This window comes from Streptomyces sp. NPDC096046 (assembly GCF_040303285.1).
In the GTDB taxonomy this organism is placed as follows: Bacteria; Actinomycetota; Actinomycetes; order Streptomycetales; family Streptomycetaceae; genus Streptomyces.
Window position 1 is genome coordinate 20,640 of record NZ_JBEOSZ010000009.1, and the last position, 15,893, is coordinate 36,532.

The window sequence follows — 15,893 nt, forward strand, 5'->3', positions numbered from 1 at the left end:
CGTTCCGGTGCGGGAGTTCATCGTCGAGGCCGACGGCGGGTCGCGGGGCAACCCGGGGCCCGCGGGCTACGGGGCCGTGGTCAGCGACGCGGCGACGGGGGAGACCCTGCGGGAGACCGCCGAGTACATCGGCGTCGCCACGAACAACGTCGCCGAGTACCGCGGCCTCCTCGCGGGCCTGCGCGCCGCCCACGCGCTGGATCCGGCGGCGACGGTCCACGTCCGGATGGACTCCAAGCTCGTCATCGAGCAGATGTCGGGCCGCTGGAAGATCAAGCACCCCGACATGAAGCCCCTGGCGGCACAGGCGGCCCGCGTCTTCCCGCCCGGGCGCGTCACGTACGAGTGGATGCCGAGGGAGCGCAACAAGCACGCCGACCGGCTGGCCAACGAGGCGATGGACGCGGGGGCGAAGGGCGAGCGGTGGACGGAGTCGGCTTCGACGGCGGAGCTGGACGCGGGTGCCGGGGGTGCCGGGGGTGCCGGGGGTGCCGGGGGCGCCGTGCGCGCCGACGCCGCCGCGCTCTCCGGCCCGCCCGGTGACGCGGTGGCGGGTGCGGCGCGGGTGCGCGGGGCTCTGGCGGCGGGGCGTGCCGCCGCCGCGCAGGCCGGCCCCGGGGCGGACGCCGTGCCGCCTCACGCCCGTGGGGCGACCGGCCCGTCGGGCGGCGGCGACACGGAACGGGCTGCCGGGACGCAGGCCGATGCGGACGCGGACCCCGGCAGGCCCGGGGCTGCCGTTCGCCCGGCGGAGGCTGCCACCGATGCACGTGCCGCGCAGGTCGTCGCGAAGGGCGGCATCGCGAGGGCCGAGGCCGATGTCCGTGCTGCGGCGGCCGAGACGCCCGTGGTGAAGGCCGACGCCGGTGTCCGCGATGCTGAGGCCGGGTCTGCCGCCGATGGTCACGCCGTGATGGCGGACGCCCCTGCCGTAGGTCCCGGCGTGGGTGGCGGCGCCGCGAGGGCCGACGGCGACGATCGCGATGCGAAGGCCAAGGGTGTCGCCGACGCCCGGGCCGCCAAGGCCGAGGGTCCCGCCGACGGCCGCGCCGTGAAGACGGACGCCCCTGCCGCCGAAGCCGCCTCCGACGCCCGCGTCGCGAGGGCCGGGGCATCCGCCGAGAATGCCGACGCCGACGCCCGGGCCGCCAAGGCCGTCGCCGCGCCCGGCTGGGCTCCCGCCGACATGGGTGCGCCCGCCACCTTCGTCCTGCTCCGGCACGGCGAGACGCCGTTGACGCCCCAAAAGCGGTTCTCCGGCAGCGGCGGAACCGACCCCTCCCTCTCCGACACCGGCCGGGAACAGGCCGAACGGGCCGCCGCGATGCTGGCCCGGCGGGGCACCATCCAGGCGGTCGTGTCGTCGCCGCTCGCCCGGACGCGGGAGACCGCCGGGATCGTCGCCGCCCGGCTCGGACTCGACGTCGGCATCGACGACGGGCTGCGCGAGACCGACTTCGGCGCCTGGGAGGGGCTCACCTTCGCCGAGGTGCGCGAGCGCCACCCGGACGACCTGAACGCCTGGCTGGCCTCCCCGGACGCCGAGCCCACCGGCGGCGGCGAGAGCTTCGCGGCGACGGCCACCCGGCTCGCCGCCACCCGCGACAAGCTGGTCGCGGCCCACGCGGGCCGGACGGTCCTGCTCGTCACGCACGTGACCCCCATCAAGACGCTCGTCCGGCTCGCCCTGGGCGCCCCGCCGGAGTCCCTGTTCCGCATGGAACTGTCGGCCGCGTCCCTGTCGGTGGTCGCGTACTACGCGGACGGCAACGCCAGCGTCCGCCTCCTCAACGACACGTCCCACCTGCGCTGAGCGCCGCCGCCTCCCGGGCCAGCACCTCCACACGGTCCCAGTCGCGAGCCGCGACGGCGTCCCGCGGCAGCATCCAGCTCCCGCCCACACAGCCCACGTTGGGCAGGGCCAGATAGTCCGGGGCCGAATCCGGGCCGATACCGCCCGTGGGGCAGAACCGGGCCTGGGGAAGCGGCCCCGACAGCGACCTCAGATACGCCGTGCCGCCCGCGGCCTGCGCCGGGAAGAACTTCATCTCCCGCACCCCGCGCTCCAGCAGCGCCACGACCTCCGACGCGGTCGACACCCCCGGCAGGAACGGCACCCCGGAGGCCCGCATCGCCTCCAGCAGGACGTCCGTCCAGCCGGGACTGACCAGGAAGCGGGAACCCGCGGCCACCGCCTGCGCCACCTGCCCGGGACGGATCACCGTCCCGGCCCCGACCACGGTCCCGGGCACCTCCCGCGCGATCTCCCGGATCGCCTCCAGAGCCGCGGGCGTCCGCCACGTCACCTCGATCGCGGGCAGCCCGCCCGCGACCAGGGCACGCGCCAGCGGTACGGCGTCGGCGGCGTCCTCAATGACGACGACAGGGACGACGGGCGCGAGGTCCAGCACGGAGGCGGGCAGGGGAGGGGAGGCCATGGCGTCATCCTGCCGTCGGCGTGCAGACTGCGCAAAGGCCATTGCGTAGCATGCAACGCGCGTCAGTGGACCTCGTCCACCAGCACGTCCAGCGACCACGCCTGCCCCGCCCTGGCCGGCGCCTGCGCCTCCACGACGTACCCGAGATCGCGGAGCGCCTCCACCAGCTCGGCCGGCCCCTTCGGGTCGGTCCGGGAGGTCAGCAGGCTGCGCACGATCCGCCCCTTCGTCGCCTTGTTGAAGTGGCTGACCACCTTCCGCGTGGGCGCGTGCAGCACCCGCACCGACGCCGTACGCCCGGCGACCTCGCCCTTCGGCTTCCAGGCGGCGGCGTACGCGGCGGACCGCAGATCCAGCACCAGCCCGCCCCCGGCCACCTCCGGCAGCACCGACGCCATCGGCGTACGCCAGTGCGCGCCCAGCGCCCCGAGCCCCGGCAGCTTCACGCCCATCGAGCACCGGTAGGACGGAATCCGGTCCGTCACCCGCACGGCACCCCACAGCCCGGAGAACACGAGCAGCGAGCGCCCGGCCCGCCGCTTGGCGGCGGTGTCCAGGCTCGCCAGGTCCAGGGCGTCGTAGAGCACGCCGGTGTAGATCTCCCCGGCCGGCCGGGTGCCCGCGGTCCGCAGCTCCGTGTTCTTCGCGACCTCGCCCCGCAGCCCCTCGCTCAGACCCAGCACCTCACGTGCCTTGTCCTCGTCGCCGGCGCACAGCTCGACCAGCTCGCCGAGCACCGCCTCCCGGGCGGCGGTCAGACCCGGCAGCGACAGTGACTCCGGCTTCAGCGGCGCGCCACGACCGGACGATGCCTTTCCTTCGGACGGCGGCAGCAGGACAAGCACGGGTACTCCTTTTATCGAACTCCGCCGACAGCGTACGGGGGTGCGCGGGAAGCTCAGACGCGCGCCCGGCCGAGGGCGCGTACGAGCCCGTCGGCGTCGTCGGCGTGGAAGCGGACGACGCGTACCGCGCGGCGCCGCCCGAGGAAGGTGACGTGCGTGACGGGTTCCGACAGTTCGAGCGTGATGCTGGTCTGCGACCCCACCTCGACGTCGAGCTCCCCCTCGGCCCGCTCGTGCGTCATCCGCAGCTCACGCCGCACGGAGGCGATCCGCTCCAGCGGCACGCACAGGTCGACGTGGACGTACCGCCGGATCCGCAGCGAGCCGCGGTCCGCGTCCAGCACATGCGGACGCACGACGGACGAGGCGTGCAGCGCGATCACGAACACGATCGTGTACACGTCCAGGAAGAGAACCGTCGCGTGCACGGCCGGCCAGTCCCGCAACAGCACGGACATCGCCGCCGTCTCGACCAGGCACACGAAGCCGAACCCGGCCATCATCGCGCCCTGCCCGCCCGCGTACCCGAAGGCCCGGCCCCCGCCCGTCCCGTGCGTACGCCGCGCCACCCACAGGGCGAGACTCGCGAACAACCGCACCTCGTGCCGGACCAACAGCCGCCCGACCCTCATCGCCGCTCCTCGCCGAGGATCCGCAGGGCACGACGGACCGCCTCAGCCTGGGCCGGGGCGAGATCGTCGTAGAACGCGCGCAGGAAACCGTCGTCCTGGCCGCGCTCCCCGGGCTGCGGGAACAGCCCCGGCGGGATGCAGTCCGCGAGCACCCGGGCCGCCTCGGCGACGCGCGGATCATCGGGTTCGGCACCGGACAGCGCGTCGAGCAGCGCGTAGGCCTCACCGGCCCGCGCCACCGCCCCCGGACTCCCCAGCGCCTCACCCACCGACGACACCAGCCGCTCCCGGTCCCCGGCCGGCATGGCGGTCTCCAGGAAGGCGATGATCTCGCGGTCCTTGGCGGCCATCGGCGAGTCCGACAGATGCGCGGTCCCGGCGAACAGCGCGGCCAGCTCCGGCGACACGGGCCCTTCGGCAGGCACCCCACCCTCCGCGTCCAGCAGGGTCCGCAACCGCGCCCGCCGCTCCCGCAGCGCCTGCTCCTGCCGCGCCAGATCCTCGTCCAGCTCGGTCAGCACCTCGACGAGGTCCTTCCCGGCGTCGTCCGCGAGCACGTCCCGCACCTCCGCGAGCCCCAGCCCCAGCTCGGTCAGCCGCCGGATCCGCGCCAGCACGACGGCATGCCGCAACCCGTACTCCCGATACCCGTTCGCCCGCCGCTCCGGCTCGGGCAGCAGCCCCACATGGTGGTAGTGCCGCACGGCCCGCGTGGTGACGCCGACGACCCCGGCGAGTTCTCCGATCCGCATGCCACCAGTGAAGACGTTGACGCCGCGGCAGGGTCAAGCGGACGGCTCGGTGCCTGACGGTGACGTTGATCGTGTGCCACGATCGGGGCAGGGGATCCCCATCTCACGGACAGGTGATCAGCCGATGTCCCAGTCTGGCGAGCGACAGAAGGAGGGGCGCGACATGACTGCCATGGCCCACGAGCCGCTCTCACAGGAACAGGTCCTGCTGGAGGGCTTTCTCGCCCTGGACACACCGGAGGGTTTCCGGGCCGAGCTGATCGAGGGGGAGATCGTTGTGACGCCGCCGCCGGACGGGGATCACGAGAAGTACATCAGCCGAATCGTGAGGCAAGTGATCAGGCGCTCCAGGACCGACATGGACGTCTCGGGGAACAAAGGGCTGAAGATGAGGAGCGGGGGTGCCTGCCCGAAGAACCACCTGGTTCCGGACGTCACCTTCGGCCCCATCGAGCGCGACTTGTTCGGAGGAGCCGAGTCCTGGATGCCCTGCGACGGCGTCGCCATGGTGATGGAGGTGACCTCCACCAAGCCGCAGGCCGACCGCGAGGCCAAGCGCCGCTGCTACGCCCGCGCGGGCATCCCGCTCTATCTGCTGGTCGACCGGGACACGGCTCAGGTCACGGTGTTCAGCGAGCCGAAGGAGGACGACTACCGCGAGCACTGCGCCCGCCCCTTCGGCAAGTCCGTCACCCTTCCGGAACCGTTCGCCTTCGATCTGGACACCGCGGATCTCCTCTGATCCCCTGAGGGCGGGGGGCGACATGGGGATACGAGAACAGGCGAGATGGACAAGGGCACGAATCGGCCGGTCCGGCCCGCCGCTCGACCTCCTCACCGCCCACTTCGACCAGCACGTCTACGCCCCCCACGCCCACGACGAATTCACCATCGGCGTCACGGTCGGCGGCTCGGAGGTCATCGCGTACCGGGGCGGGCACATCCACTCCTACCCCGGCTCGATCGTCGTCCTGGAGCCCGGCGAGATGCACACCGGCGGCCCGGCCGCCTGCGACGGCTACGCCTACCAGGCCCTCTACGCCGAACCGGCCCTCCTCACCGACGGCACCCTCGGCGGCCTCCCGCACTTCCGCGACCCCGTCCTGCACGACCCGGAGCTGGCGGCGGCCCTGCGCGCCGCCCACACCGACATCAGCGCCTGCCCCGACCCACTGGAGGCCGAGTCCCGGCTGCCCTGGCTGCTCACGGCGCTGGCCCGCCGCCACTCCACGGCCCGGGCGGGCGAGGACACGGTGCCGGGTGCCGACGGCATCGCGAGGACCGTACGCGACCGCCTCGCCGACGAACTGCTGGAACCCCCGTCCCTGGCGGCCCTCGCCACCGACCTGGGCCTGTCCCGCTACCAGCTCCTGCGCGCCTTCCGCACGACCATGGGCGTACCGCCGTACGCCTGGCTCGCCCAGTACCGGGTGGCCAGGGCCCGCGGCCTCCTGGAAGCCGGGCTGCGCCCCGCCGAGGTCGCCGGACTCGTCGGCTTCGCCGACCAGGCGCACCTCACCCGCTGGTTCCGCCGGGTGCTGGGCGTGACCCCGGCGGCGTACCGCAACAGCGTTCAAGACCCGGCGAGGTGAGACGGCCCAGAATCGCCCCATGACTGCACGCGGCTGGTTCCTGTTCTCCCTGATGGGAGTGGTCTGGGGCGTCCCCTACCTGATGATCAAGGTGGCGGTGGACGAGCTGTCCCCCTCCATGGTGGTGTTCGCGCGCTGCGCCCTCGGCGCCGCACTCCTGCTCCCCTTCGCCCTGCGCCAGGGCGGCCTCGGCCGCACCGTCCGGGCCCACTGGAAGCCGATGCTGGCCTTCGCCGTCATCGAGATCGTCGGCCCCTGGTGGACCCTGACCGACGCCGAACGCCACCTGTCCAGCTCCACCGCAGGACTCCTCATCGCGGGCGTGCCGATCGTCGCCCTCCTCCTGGCCCGCTTCTTCGGAGCGGGGGAGCGGGTGGGCACCCGCCGCATCGCGGGCCTGGCCCTCGGCCTCGCGGGCGTCACCGTCCTGACCCTGCCGCACCTCACCGGCGGCGACGCCCTGTCGATGGCCGAGGTGCTGGTGACGGTCGTGGGCTACGCCACGGCCCCGCTGATCGCCGCCCGGTACCTCAAGGACGTCCCGACCCTCCAGCTGATCACCCCGTGCCTCACGCTGGCCGCCGTGGTCTACGCCCCCGCGGCCTTCCTGACCAGGCCCGCCACCATGCCGTCCGGTGAGGTCCTGGCAGCCCTCGCCGGCCTGGGCGTGGTCTGCACCGCGATCGCCTTCGTGGCCTTCCTGGAGCTGATCAAGGAGGTCGGCCCGACCCGGGCCGGTGTGATCACGTACGTCAACCCGGCGGTGGCGGTCGCCGCGGGCGCGCTGTTCCTGGACGAGAAGCTGACCCTCGGCATCGGCGTCGCTTTCACCCTGATCCTGGCGGGCTCGGTGCTGGCCACGGCCGCGGCGCCGAAGCGGGACGTGCGCCGGGTACCATGGTCGACACGGCAGACGAGCCGGGCGGACGGCCGCGTGGAGTCCCCCTGACGGGGAACTTCCCGAGGAACGTCCGGGCTCCACAGGGCAGGGTGGTGGCTAACGGCCACCCGGGGTGACCCGCGGGACAGTGCCACAGAAAACAGACCGCCCAGCACCTAGGTGCTGGGTAAGGGTGAAACGGTGGTGTAAGAGACCACCAGTGCCCAGGGTGACCTGGGCAGCTAGGTAAACCCCACCCGGAGCAAGGTCAAGAGGAGACACCTCTTCGAAAGAAGGGCGTCTCTGCGCGGACGATCGAGGGCTGCCCGCCCGAGTCCGCGGGTAGACCGCACGAGGCCGGTGGCAACACCGGCCCTAGATGGATGGCCGTCGCCCCGACGACCGCGAGGTCCCGGGGTACAGAACCCGGCGTACAGCCCGACTCGTCTGCCGCCTAGGCCCCTGACCGGTGAAATTGCTATCAGGGGCGCTTTTCTGTCGAATCTGAGACTCAGCCAGACCCGGTTCCGTACCGGTTTAAACGGGGTCGCACGGCTCCGTAGGTCGCCATGAAGGTAGCCATGGCCGACAACACTCAAGTGGACGCGCTTGCCGCCGTGCTTGCCGAGTCGATGACGATCCCGGACGTTGAGCGCGATGAGCTTCAACGGCGCCGCCGAGCCCCCATCGAGGCGGGCAGGAAGGGCGAGAGTACTGGCGGGAGTTCTACGGAACCGACTGGATTCGAGGCAATGACCTGCGATGTCGAGTAGAGCCTCGAGCCAATTGATCGAGGCCGTAGCAGCGGACCAGGAGGCTGAGAAGGGCGGCAGCAGGGCTGAGGCCGGTGGTGTGCCCAGCCCTGCTGAGGTTCGCCTTTCGTCGCTGCGACTACGGACGCCGACTCGTGAACACGACCCGCGCAGGCCGGGCCGGATGACGTTCGCAGCTCGGCGGTAGAGCCGTTTCGCGAGTCACACGGAACCGGCCGCCGTGTAACGCTCAGCGCTCTATGCCCCGCCCGCCAGGCGTCCCGCCGCGAGTCCGTCGCCGAGGCCGCGGACGAGGTCCGCGCCGAGGTCGGCGGCGCGGCGCAACACCCGCTCGGAGGAGTCCAGTTCACGGAAAACCTCGCCGTAGCGGCGCTGTTCGCCGAGCGGGACCTGGCGGACCTGGAGGCGGCGGACATCGATGCGGGAGGAACTCGTCGTGTGGGTGCCTGCCTGCCGGGCGTTGGCCGGGGCACGGAGCGAACCGGCGAGGAACCAGGCGTCGAGCTGTAGCGGCCGTCGATCAGCTCGCCTGTCGCCATGTGATGGACCCTCATCGCAACTCTCGCATTCCGTCGTCGGCCAGGGCTGCCTGCGGTCGCGGAGAGGATGGGAGTCGGAACGGCCGCGTTACATCCATAGCCGCCTCTGGAACCGAATCCGACGATGCATCAGGTGTAGACGAAGGGACATGGCGGGCTAGGAGGGAGTGCACCGAGGTGGCGTCGGCGGGCCTCTCGTCGGGGTGCTTCGCAAGGAGCCGGACGACCAGATCTTCGAGCTCCGGTGGGACATCGGGGCGGAGTGACGTGAAGGTTGGGGGCGCACTATTGCGGTGCGCCAACATGACGAGCGCTGGTGTCGGGGCGGTGAACGGGGGCTTCTCGGTCAGCATGAAGTGCAGTACGCAGCCCAGTGAGTAGAGATCGGCCCGTTGATCGACATGGGAATGGGGGCCGCCTTCCTGCTCCGGGGCCCGATAGTCCGGTGCGCCGATGTCCTCTCCGGCGGCGGTCAACCGTGTGGGCGTAGCGCCGGGCACGGCCACCAGGCCGAAGTCGGTGATCTTCAAGATGCCGTCGGGTGCAACCATGATGTTCTGCGGCTTGAGATCCCTGTGTACGAGACCTGCCGCATGTACGGCGGACAGCCCGGCAGCGATCTGCGCGCCTGCGGCGGCGGTTGCCTCCACAGTGAGCGGGCCATGCTCCGCCACGAGATCCGCCACAGTCGCCACGCCCGGCACGAGTTGCATGACGAGATACTGCATCGTCTTCCACTCACCGGCGTCGTGCACGGTCGCGACGTGGGGATGGTCGACCCCGGCGAGAGCGGCGGCCTCACGCCGGAAGCGCCGGATGACGCGCTGCCGTTCGTCGTCGGAGTCGAGGAGATCCGGACGGATGAACTTGAGGGCGACCTGCCGTTTCAGGCGCAGGTCGGTGCACTCCCATACCTCGCCCATCGCGCCGTGGCCGATCGGAGTGCACAACTCGTAGCGATCGGCGATGCGTTCTCCCCGAGACATCCGGGGCCTCCCCAAGCTCGTACGTCCACGTGACATGACAGTGCGTAAGCGATTGCTGACGATCCTAGGGCAGCTGAGCGAGCTGTCTGCAGCGAAGCCGGAGAGGGCTTTGTCGTCAGGTCATGGGGGTGGGCCGCGTGTGGCATGGTCAGAGGGTGCCCTTGGCCAGGATGAGGGCTGCTCGGCCTGGTGCGTCCGCGTGGCCAGGGAACCGGCGCACTCCATTTCGGCCTGACACGCGCCACGCGCCTGCCGGTGGGGGGACGGAGGCGTCACCCCGTGGTGGTGATGAGCTCGTCGAGTAGCTGCTCCAACAGATTGTTGTCACCGAGGAAGCTCTTCACCGAGGCGTCCTCGTTGCGTTGAGGGTCCATGCCCGACCAGTTCAGGGCGTATCCCGCGTCGGCGCTCAGCTGGGCCAGGAACGCCCGCTGGGCACGGCCGTTGCCCTCGCGGAACGGGTGTAGGACGTTCATGTCGCCGTACAACGTGGCCAGTTGGATGACGAATTCCTGCCGAGGGAGACTCCGCAGCCGGCCGGATGAGGCGAGACGGCCGAATACCTCTCCGGCGTAGGGCACCAGGTTTCTCGCCGGGCAGAAGGGTGTGCGCTTGGCGATGTTCACCGTGCGTAACTCGCCTGCCCACGGATAGATGTCGCCGAAGATCGCGGCATGGAACGCTTGGAAATGGCCGAGGTCGTACGCGCCGGGTAGGGGGCGTTCGGCGAGCATGACGAGGCGCGCCCGGGTGATGTCCGCCTCTGCTGCCGCGAGCAGCTGATGGTCGGTGATGCCGAGCTTGTTGCGCAGCACGCCGTTGGGCATGGCGTACGGATCGTTCACCCTGCCCGCCGCTCCGAAGTCTGTCGGTGGCGGGCGATCGCGCGGGCGACCAGGGTGTCCGCGTCGACGTCGCCCTTCACATACGCCTCGGTATCGCGGTCGGAGGCCTCGGAGGCGTGGAGCCCTTCGGCCTCGATGGAGCCGGTGGCCGAGGCGACGGCTGCACGTCGTGCCGCCCGGCCGCTCAGCGCCTCGAAGGCCTCGACGGACAGGAGGACGCCCTGGGGCTTGCGGTGGGCGCCGATCAGGACCGGGTCGGCATCCGCGCCGGACTCCGACAGGTCAGCCAGGATCTGCGACAGTCCCGCGCGCGCGTCGCTGACGGTCACGACCTCGGGGATCACCATGCTGTCACCGTACCCATATAGAGGCTTGATTCTGTACAGATTCTAGTACGGATTCCGGTGAGTGTCCCGTCCCGGGCGGGTTCGCCGTCCTGGAAGCGGAGCTGGACAACGGGCCGGTAGCGCCACAGGGGGCGGCCAGGTGCCGAAATGACCCGGGACTGCGAGGTTCTCGCCGATGTCGGCGGGGTTGAACCGGACTACCGGCACATCGCGCCGGTTGAGTTCGGTGATCTCCATGTCGGCGGTGATGCCGTCCGCCTCGGTTTCCACCAGAACCGGCCTCTCCGAGAACGACGAAGCCCCGTCCGGACCGCTCCGGCGCGGGGCGCCTCCTTACGTAGCCATCAAGGTAGCCACGGAAACGCCCTCCCTGAACGTTTGTGCAGGTCATAGCGTTGCAGTGATTCTCCCCGGCGTACAGCCCGACTCGTCTGCCGCCACCAGCGGCTTTGCCTGGGAAAGGGCCTCTGATCTGGGACGGAGGCTCTTTCCGGTCTTTCGGGGCTTGCTGCGTTACGCGGCGGAAAGTCCCTCGGAAGTCCCTCATACAGGGCTGAAAGTCCCTGAAAGGTCCCTTGCGCGGAGGGGCGGGCGAATCCTCTGGGCCGGGCACGCTGACCCTGCCACCGGGGGCAACCACCTGATGCCGACGGGCCTGAAGAAGAAGCCGACAGCCGGGGACACGGTCCCCCACCCTCCACATGGGCTTCGCCGCGTCCGACACGATCACCGTCAAGGCCCCGGTCGAACCGACGACGTACCAGCCCTCCAACTGACCCGGGACGAGGCCCCGGAGGCTCACTCGCTCCGCCGGGCCCTCGTCCGGGCCGCCCCTGCTTTGGGCCGCGCCCGCGACAGGGGTCGCGCCGATGGTGGGCGGCTGGCGGCTCACTGCCGACGCCGCGGGTGTGTGACGCCGAGCGAACATGGGCGGAGGGTGGCCGGGCCGTTCCGCGGGACGGGGCCCGGCGCGTCTTCGCGCACCGCCGACGAGATCGCGGCCATGCACGCGTGGCCAAAGCCGCGGCCCCACGCAAACAGCCGCTACCGCAGGGCCCCGCTGGGTCCGGTCCCGGCCGCTTCCCTCTGCGGTGCACGGCGAGGGCGTTCCTGTCGCCACCGGGAAGGCACAGGGCGAGGACCGGGCAAGGGTGGCCCGCAGGGCCGGCGATGGATTCGCGTGGGTGAATCATCGGAAAACTCCGTTCCCGCGCGCACTTCGACCACGTGGCGGACCGGGAGCGGTTCGCCGCGCAAGGGGCCGCCGAGGCCAAGGCCCGGGAGGACTGGGTGGCCTATCTGGCGGAGCGGCCCAGCGACGCCCAGATGGCGACCTGGCTGGACTACGACCAGCGAGCCCTTCGGATGGCGGCACTGGACAACTACGGGCTGACCAACTGGGAGGTCATCAACACCTTCTTCCTGCTGGAAGCCGCCGACGGCTGCAAGCGGGCCAGGGTGCGCAACGGGCCGCCCCGCTACTCCGCCTACGTAGTACGGCTGTTCATCCTCACCGAGGACGGTGTCTGGTACAACAAGTGGCCCCTGGACTTCCTGATCGGCCAGGAAGGCGACCGGTACGACGAAACCTTCCGGTACGAGGTCATCGCCCGGTGCCGGGTCACGGAAGCCGGCGTCTACCACGCGGACGGCCGCCGCCGGCGGGTGGACCTGAACACGGACGGTTCGCTGTCGTCGACATCCGTGCACGCGGGCGGACAGCGGGATCTGATCCTCTCCCAGACGGTGCAACTGGAATTGATGCACGGCGAGAAGATCCAGGTCCTGATCGACAACTTCGACCGGTTCGTTGACTCGGGGGAGGACGCGGAGGCGTTGCGGGACCTCGCCATGGAGGTGTCCGGCGCGACCGACGCGGTACGCATCCTGCAAGCCGTCGGGGGTGGAGGGAAGGACTGGTTCAAGCGCCAGCGTGAACGCTCCCGCCTCAGGCTGGCCGAGCTGATCCCCCACGACCCGGCCCTGCCACCGTCCCCCCGGCGCCCTCAACTGACGGCGGCCGAATCGACCCCGGACGGGGACGCCGAGGAGTGAACTTGTTCAGACCCACCTGAGCCACAGCACGACACCACGAGCGACCTCAGCAGACGCGCGCACCTCACGGGCTCGTCGGCGTAAGGTCCTGCAAACCGACCACCCGCAGCAGCTGCAAGCGCTGGTAGGACTCCGTGCCCGGGCGGGCCGTGTGGATGACGAGCTGCTGGTTGTGGCCGGAGTTGACCAGGACCTCGCAGTCGAGTTCGAGGATGCCGATCGCAGGGTGCCGGAAGCGTTTCGTGGAGGCGCGGCGTACGGCCACCTGGTGCTCGTCCCAGAGGCGGGCGAACTCCTCGCTCGCGGCGCGTAGTTCCGCCACGAGCGCGGCGGGTTCGGGGTCCGTGGGGCGGGCCGAGGACACCGCTCGCAGGCCGGCGACCTGCTCGCGGGCACGCTCGGGGCGGTCCTCGGGTGGGAACAGTTCCTGGGTCGCCGGGTCCAGGAAGAAGCGGCGGATCAGGTTGCGTCCTCGGGGCGGGCGGGCGAGGACGTCTCCGCTCAGCGCCCGCGACAGCGCGTTCTGGGCCAGGACCTCGCCGCAGTCGGTCGCCACCATCGCCGGGGTGTCGTGCAGCCGGTCCAGCATCAGGAGCAGAGCCGGGCGCACGTGCCTGCTGGTCGCCTCCCGGCGCGGCGGCTGTTCACCGGTGAGGTGGAAGAGGTGGTCGCGTTCGTCCTCCGTCAGGCGCAGGGCGCGGGCCAGCGCGGTGAGCATCTGGCGGGACGGGCGCGGGCCCCGGGACTGTTCCAGCCGCGTGTAGTAGTCCACGGACATGCCGGCCAGCTGGGCCACCTCCTCGCGGCGCAGCCCCGGCGTACGGCGGCGGGCTCCCGCCGTGAGACCCACGTCGGAGGGGTCCAGGCGGGCGCGGGTGCGGCGCAGGAAGTCCGCGAGTTCGCCTCGGTCCACCCCTCCAGGGTGCAGGAGGCCGGCCGGCTTATCCAGGGACTCCCGATCCCCTGATGAAGAGGTCTCTCCCGGTGGCTCCCGCATCGGCCGAGGCTGGTCGTCGACGACAGGCGACACAGTGCGTGAGGAGCACATCATGCTGACTTTGGTGACCGGTACGACGGGACAGGTCGGACGCCGCTTCGTGCCGAGGCTGCTGGCCCAGCGGCAGCCGGGCGAGCAGGTGCGGGTGCTGGTACGTGACGCGGCCCGCGGCGAGCGCTTCGCGGAGCTGGGCGCCCAGGTCGCCGTAGGAGACATGCGCGACGAGGAGACACTCGGCAAGGCACTCGCCGGCGTGGACGCCGTCGTGAACATCGCCGCCTCCTTCCGCGGGGTGCCGGACGAGGAAGCGTGGGCCGTCAACCGGGACGCCGCAGTGGCCTTGGGCCGCGTCGCGCAGGCCTCCGGCGTGGAGCGGTTCGTGCAGGTCAGCACGGGCAATGTGTACGGCGTCGGACGGGGCCGTCCGCTGACCGAGGAGGACGAGAGCCTGCCGGGCGGCGAGATGTGGGGAACCTACCCCGAGTCCAAGGCCGAGGCCGAACGCGAGCTGCTCGCGCTCAAGAGCCTGGACGTACGCATCGGGCGACTCCCCTTCGTCTACGGTGACGGCGACCCGCACCTCGCCGACTCCCTGCGCTGGGCCGCTGGTTGGGCACCGCACCGGCGCCTGCAGATGGCCCACCACGCGGACGTCGCCCAGGGTCTGATGCGTCTGCTGTACGCGCCGGGCATCGCCGGCCGGATCTACAACATCGCCGATGACGCCCCCGTCACGACGGTCGAGCTGTACCGGCTCAACGGCGTCGAGGTGCCGGACGGCCTCCACGACCTCACGGACCCCGACCCGTGGCTCGGGATCATGTCCAACCAGCGCATCCGCCGGGAGCTCGGCTTCCGGCCGATCCATCCGAGCGTCTGGACGGCCCGGGACGCCGGATCCTTGTGACGGTCGCACCGGCGGAGAACGCCCGCGCAGGCCTCGTGGCCGCCCTGGCCCAAGCCGCCCACACCTCCGGCCGGCTCCCGACCGACCTGGGCTAACGTATGCCGTCGCGAACAAAGGAACGGAACACGGCATGGCGCACCAGGGGTGGGGAACACAGGGGCCGAACGGGCCGCAAGGACCATACGGCCCGCAGGGGCCATACGGTCCCTACGGCTGGGGCGGCCGGCAGCCGCCACCGCCCAGACCGGGCGTGATACCGCTGGCACCGCTCGGGCTGGGGGCTGTCTACAACGGTGCGTTCTCGACGGTGGGGCGGTACGCGCGGCAGTTGTTCGGCGCGATGGGTGCGGGCCTCGCCTTGCTCTTCGCAGCGACGGCTGTCGCGTTCGCCCTGGTCTACCGCAGTGTCGAGGACGACTGGCAGGTACTGATCCACGCCGACGATCCGACCTGGGCCATGGCCAGCCCGATCGTGATCTCCGTAGTGGTGGCGTACGTGGTGCTCATGCTGCTCGCCTTGCTGGTGAACTCGTTCCTCTCCGCTGTCAGCCCGGCGGTCCTGGAACACGCCGTGCTGGGCCGGCGCGCCACGTTCGGTGCGGTATGGCGCCGCGCCTGGGCCCGTACACCGTCGGTGCTCGGCGTCACTCTCCTCATCTCTCTGCTGATCGCGATCCCGGTCGCCCTCTTCGTCCTGCTCTGGATCAGCCTGATCGCCCTGCTCGTGGCGGCCGAGAGCCCCCCGATGGCGCCGGGGCTCGTGTTCTTGCTCGGGCTGCTGATCCTGCCCTTGGTGACGTGGCTGCTGGTGTCCTTCTCGTTCGCGCCAGCCGCCGCGGTCCTTGAGTCAGCCGGCCCGATCACCGCCCTGAAGCGCTCGTTCCGGCTGGTCCGCGGTGCCTGGTGGCGCACGTTCGGCATCCTGTTGCTCACCTGGGGCATGGGGGCGGTCGGAGGGTGGATCGTGCAGATCCCGCTGCTGTTCGCCAGTCCGCAGCCCTCGTACGACGCCTACGGCCCGTACGACGAACCGCCCGCCGACCTCGGCGAGTTCTTCACCCACGTGTACGGCGACGACGTGTTGTACGACCTGTCGACCTATCTGGTCCTCACTGTCGTCGTCACGCTGGTGGTCCAGCTGCTCGCCACCGCCTTCACACAGCTGGTCAGTACTCTGCTCTACATCGACCAGCGCATCCGCCGCGAAGGCCTCGGCGAGAGCCTGGCCCGGGCGGCCGGCCACCAGTAGACCGGCACACGAAGGCACAGGAACACAGGAGACAGGCACTGGAGACCGGACGCTGA

Annotated in this window: 15 protein-coding genes, 1 other RNA gene and 1 pseudogene; 9 read left to right on the forward strand and 8 right to left on the reverse strand. The window is 71.2% G+C overall.

The genetic code is table 11. The features are described 5' to 3' along the window. Positions 1–7: 7 nt before the first annotated feature. Positions 8–1,813 carry a bifunctional RNase H/acid phosphatase gene (locus ABTX62_RS10540; protein ID WP_502997934.1) on the forward strand — a complete coding sequence of 602 codons (1,806 nt, stop codon included), beginning with the start codon at positions 8–10 and terminating at the stop codon, positions 1,811–1,813. On the opposite strand, the gene ABTX62_RS10545 is transcribed toward ABTX62_RS10540, so the two are convergent. From ABTX62_RS10545 to ABTX62_RS10560, 4 genes are all read right to left on the reverse strand, one after another. After that, complete coding sequence (locus ABTX62_RS10545; protein WP_352115794.1) at positions 1,788–2,438, reverse strand: bifunctional 4-hydroxy-2-oxoglutarate aldolase/2-dehydro-3-deoxy-phosphogluconate aldolase; 651 nt, start codon at positions 2,436–2,438, stop codon at positions 1,788–1,790. The two genes, ABTX62_RS10540 and ABTX62_RS10545, sit on opposite strands and share 26 nt — an antisense overlap. A gap of 62 nt (positions 2,439–2,500) precedes the next feature. Then, entirely contained in the window at positions 2,501–3,283 is a 783-nt protein-coding gene (gene yaaA, locus ABTX62_RS10550) for a peroxide stress protein YaaA (RefSeq protein ID WP_352115795.1), read from the reverse strand. Positions 3,284–3,336: 53 nt separating this feature from the next. Further along, positions 3,337–3,915 (reverse strand): hypothetical protein, encoded by a 579-nt coding sequence (locus ABTX62_RS10555; protein WP_352115796.1) that lies wholly within the window; start codon positions 3,913–3,915, stop codon positions 3,337–3,339. Continuing rightward, complete coding sequence (locus tag ABTX62_RS10560; RefSeq protein ID WP_352115797.1) at positions 3,912–4,667, reverse strand: MerR family transcriptional regulator; 756 nt, start codon at positions 4,665–4,667, stop codon at positions 3,912–3,914. Before ABTX62_RS10560 ends, ABTX62_RS10555 begins: the two co-directional genes overlap by 4 nt. Positions 4,668–4,830: 163 nt before the next feature. Here ABTX62_RS10560 and ABTX62_RS10565 point away from each other — a divergent pair, with 163 nt between their 5' ends. The 5 genes and pseudogenes from ABTX62_RS10565 (at position 4,831) to ABTX62_RS10585 (ending at position 7,912) form a co-directional block, all read left to right on the forward strand. Beyond that, positions 4,831–5,409, forward strand: coding sequence for a Uma2 family endonuclease (locus ABTX62_RS10565; RefSeq protein WP_352115798.1), 579 nt, complete (start codon positions 4,831–4,833; stop codon positions 5,407–5,409). A 22-nt stretch (positions 5,410–5,431) separates the two neighbouring features. After that, positions 5,432–6,259: an AraC family transcriptional regulator gene (locus ABTX62_RS10570; protein ID WP_352115799.1), complete on the forward strand. Its 828-nt coding sequence runs from the start codon at positions 5,432–5,434 to the stop codon at positions 6,257–6,259. Between the two features lie 82 nt (positions 6,260–6,341). Further along, a pseudogene (locus tag ABTX62_RS10575) lies at positions 6,342–7,058 on the forward strand (DMT family transporter); the annotation flags it as partial. A 115-nt stretch (positions 7,059–7,173) separates the two neighbouring features. Further along, positions 7,174–7,589, forward strand: an RNA gene (rnpB, locus tag ABTX62_RS10580) — RNase P RNA component class A. Between the two features lie 131 nt (positions 7,590–7,720). After that, the gene (locus ABTX62_RS10585) at positions 7,721–7,912 is read left to right on the forward strand and encodes a hypothetical protein (RefSeq protein ID WP_352115800.1); all 192 of its coding nucleotides are present in this window, start codon (positions 7,721–7,723) and stop codon (positions 7,910–7,912) included. A 550-nt stretch (positions 7,913–8,462) separates the two neighbouring features. Here ABTX62_RS10585 and ABTX62_RS10590 read toward each other — a convergent pair. The 3 genes from ABTX62_RS10590 to ABTX62_RS10600 all read right to left on the reverse strand — a co-directional run bounded on the left by ABTX62_RS10590 (position 8,463) and on the right by ABTX62_RS10600 (position 10,629). After that, positions 8,463–9,437, reverse strand: a complete 975-nt coding sequence (locus tag ABTX62_RS10590) for a serine/threonine-protein kinase (RefSeq protein ID WP_352115801.1) — start codon at positions 9,435–9,437, stop codon at positions 8,463–8,465. 272 nt (positions 9,438–9,709) lie between these two features. After that, positions 9,710–10,282, reverse strand: a complete 573-nt coding sequence (locus tag ABTX62_RS10595) for a Fic/DOC family protein (protein ID WP_352115802.1) — start codon at positions 10,280–10,282, stop codon at positions 9,710–9,712. Continuing rightward, on the reverse strand, positions 10,279–10,629 hold the full coding sequence (locus ABTX62_RS10600; protein WP_352115803.1) for an antitoxin VbhA family protein: 351 nt from the start codon (positions 10,627–10,629) through the stop codon (positions 10,279–10,281). Before ABTX62_RS10600 ends, ABTX62_RS10595 begins: the two co-directional genes overlap by 4 nt. A 1,227-nt stretch (positions 10,630–11,856) precedes the next feature. On the opposite strand from ABTX62_RS10600, the gene ABTX62_RS10605 reads away from it, so the two are divergent. Further along, complete coding sequence (locus ABTX62_RS10605) at positions 11,857–12,684, forward strand: hypothetical protein (RefSeq protein WP_352115804.1); 828 nt, start codon at positions 11,857–11,859, stop codon at positions 12,682–12,684. A 64-nt stretch (positions 12,685–12,748) separates the two neighbouring features. Here the strand turns inward: ABTX62_RS10605 and ABTX62_RS10610 are convergent, their stop codons facing one another. Continuing rightward, on the reverse strand, positions 12,749–13,597 hold the full coding sequence (locus tag ABTX62_RS10610; protein WP_352115805.1) for a helix-turn-helix transcriptional regulator: 849 nt from the start codon (positions 13,595–13,597) through the stop codon (positions 12,749–12,751). A 136-nt stretch (positions 13,598–13,733) separates the two neighbouring features. On the opposite strand from ABTX62_RS10610, the gene ABTX62_RS10615 reads away from it, so the two are divergent. Then, the gene (locus tag ABTX62_RS10615) at positions 13,734–14,588 is read left to right on the forward strand and encodes an NAD-dependent epimerase/dehydratase family protein (protein WP_352115806.1); all 855 of its coding nucleotides are present in this window, start codon (positions 13,734–13,736) and stop codon (positions 14,586–14,588) included. A gap of 250 nt (positions 14,589–14,838) precedes the next feature. Next, positions 14,839–15,837: a DUF7847 domain-containing protein gene (locus ABTX62_RS10620; protein WP_352115807.1), complete on the forward strand. Its 999-nt coding sequence runs from the start codon at positions 14,839–14,841 to the stop codon at positions 15,835–15,837. Positions 15,838–15,893 lie beyond the last annotated feature (56 nt).

Coding starts and splice junctions, on each gene's coding strand:
- ABTX62_RS10545 (WP_352115794.1), bottom strand. CDS start 2,438: ATGGCCTCCCCTCCCCTGCCCGCCTCCGTGCTGGACCTCGCGCCCGTC.
- ABTX62_RS10555 (WP_352115796.1), bottom strand. CDS start 3,915: ATGAGGGTCGGGCGGCTGTTGGTCCGGCACGAGGTGCGGTTGTTCGCG.
- ABTX62_RS10560 (WP_352115797.1), bottom strand. CDS start 4,667: ATGCGGATCGGAGAACTCGCCGGGGTCGTCGGCGTCACCACGCGGGCC.
- ABTX62_RS10565 (WP_352115798.1), top strand. CDS start 4,831: ATGACTGCCATGGCCCACGAGCCGCTCTCACAGGAACAGGTCCTGCTG.
- ABTX62_RS10570 (WP_352115799.1), top strand. CDS start 5,432: ATGGGGATACGAGAACAGGCGAGATGGACAAGGGCACGAATCGGCCGG.
- ABTX62_RS10585 (WP_352115800.1), top strand. CDS start 7,721: ATGGCCGACAACACTCAAGTGGACGCGCTTGCCGCCGTGCTTGCCGAG.
- ABTX62_RS10590 (WP_352115801.1), bottom strand. CDS start 9,437: ATGTCTCGGGGAGAACGCATCGCCGATCGCTACGAGTTGTGCACTCCG.
- ABTX62_RS10600 (WP_352115803.1), bottom strand. CDS start 10,629: ATGGTGATCCCCGAGGTCGTGACCGTCAGCGACGCGCGCGCGGGACTG.
- ABTX62_RS10615 (WP_352115806.1), top strand. CDS start 13,734: ATGCTGACTTTGGTGACCGGTACGACGGGACAGGTCGGACGCCGCTTC.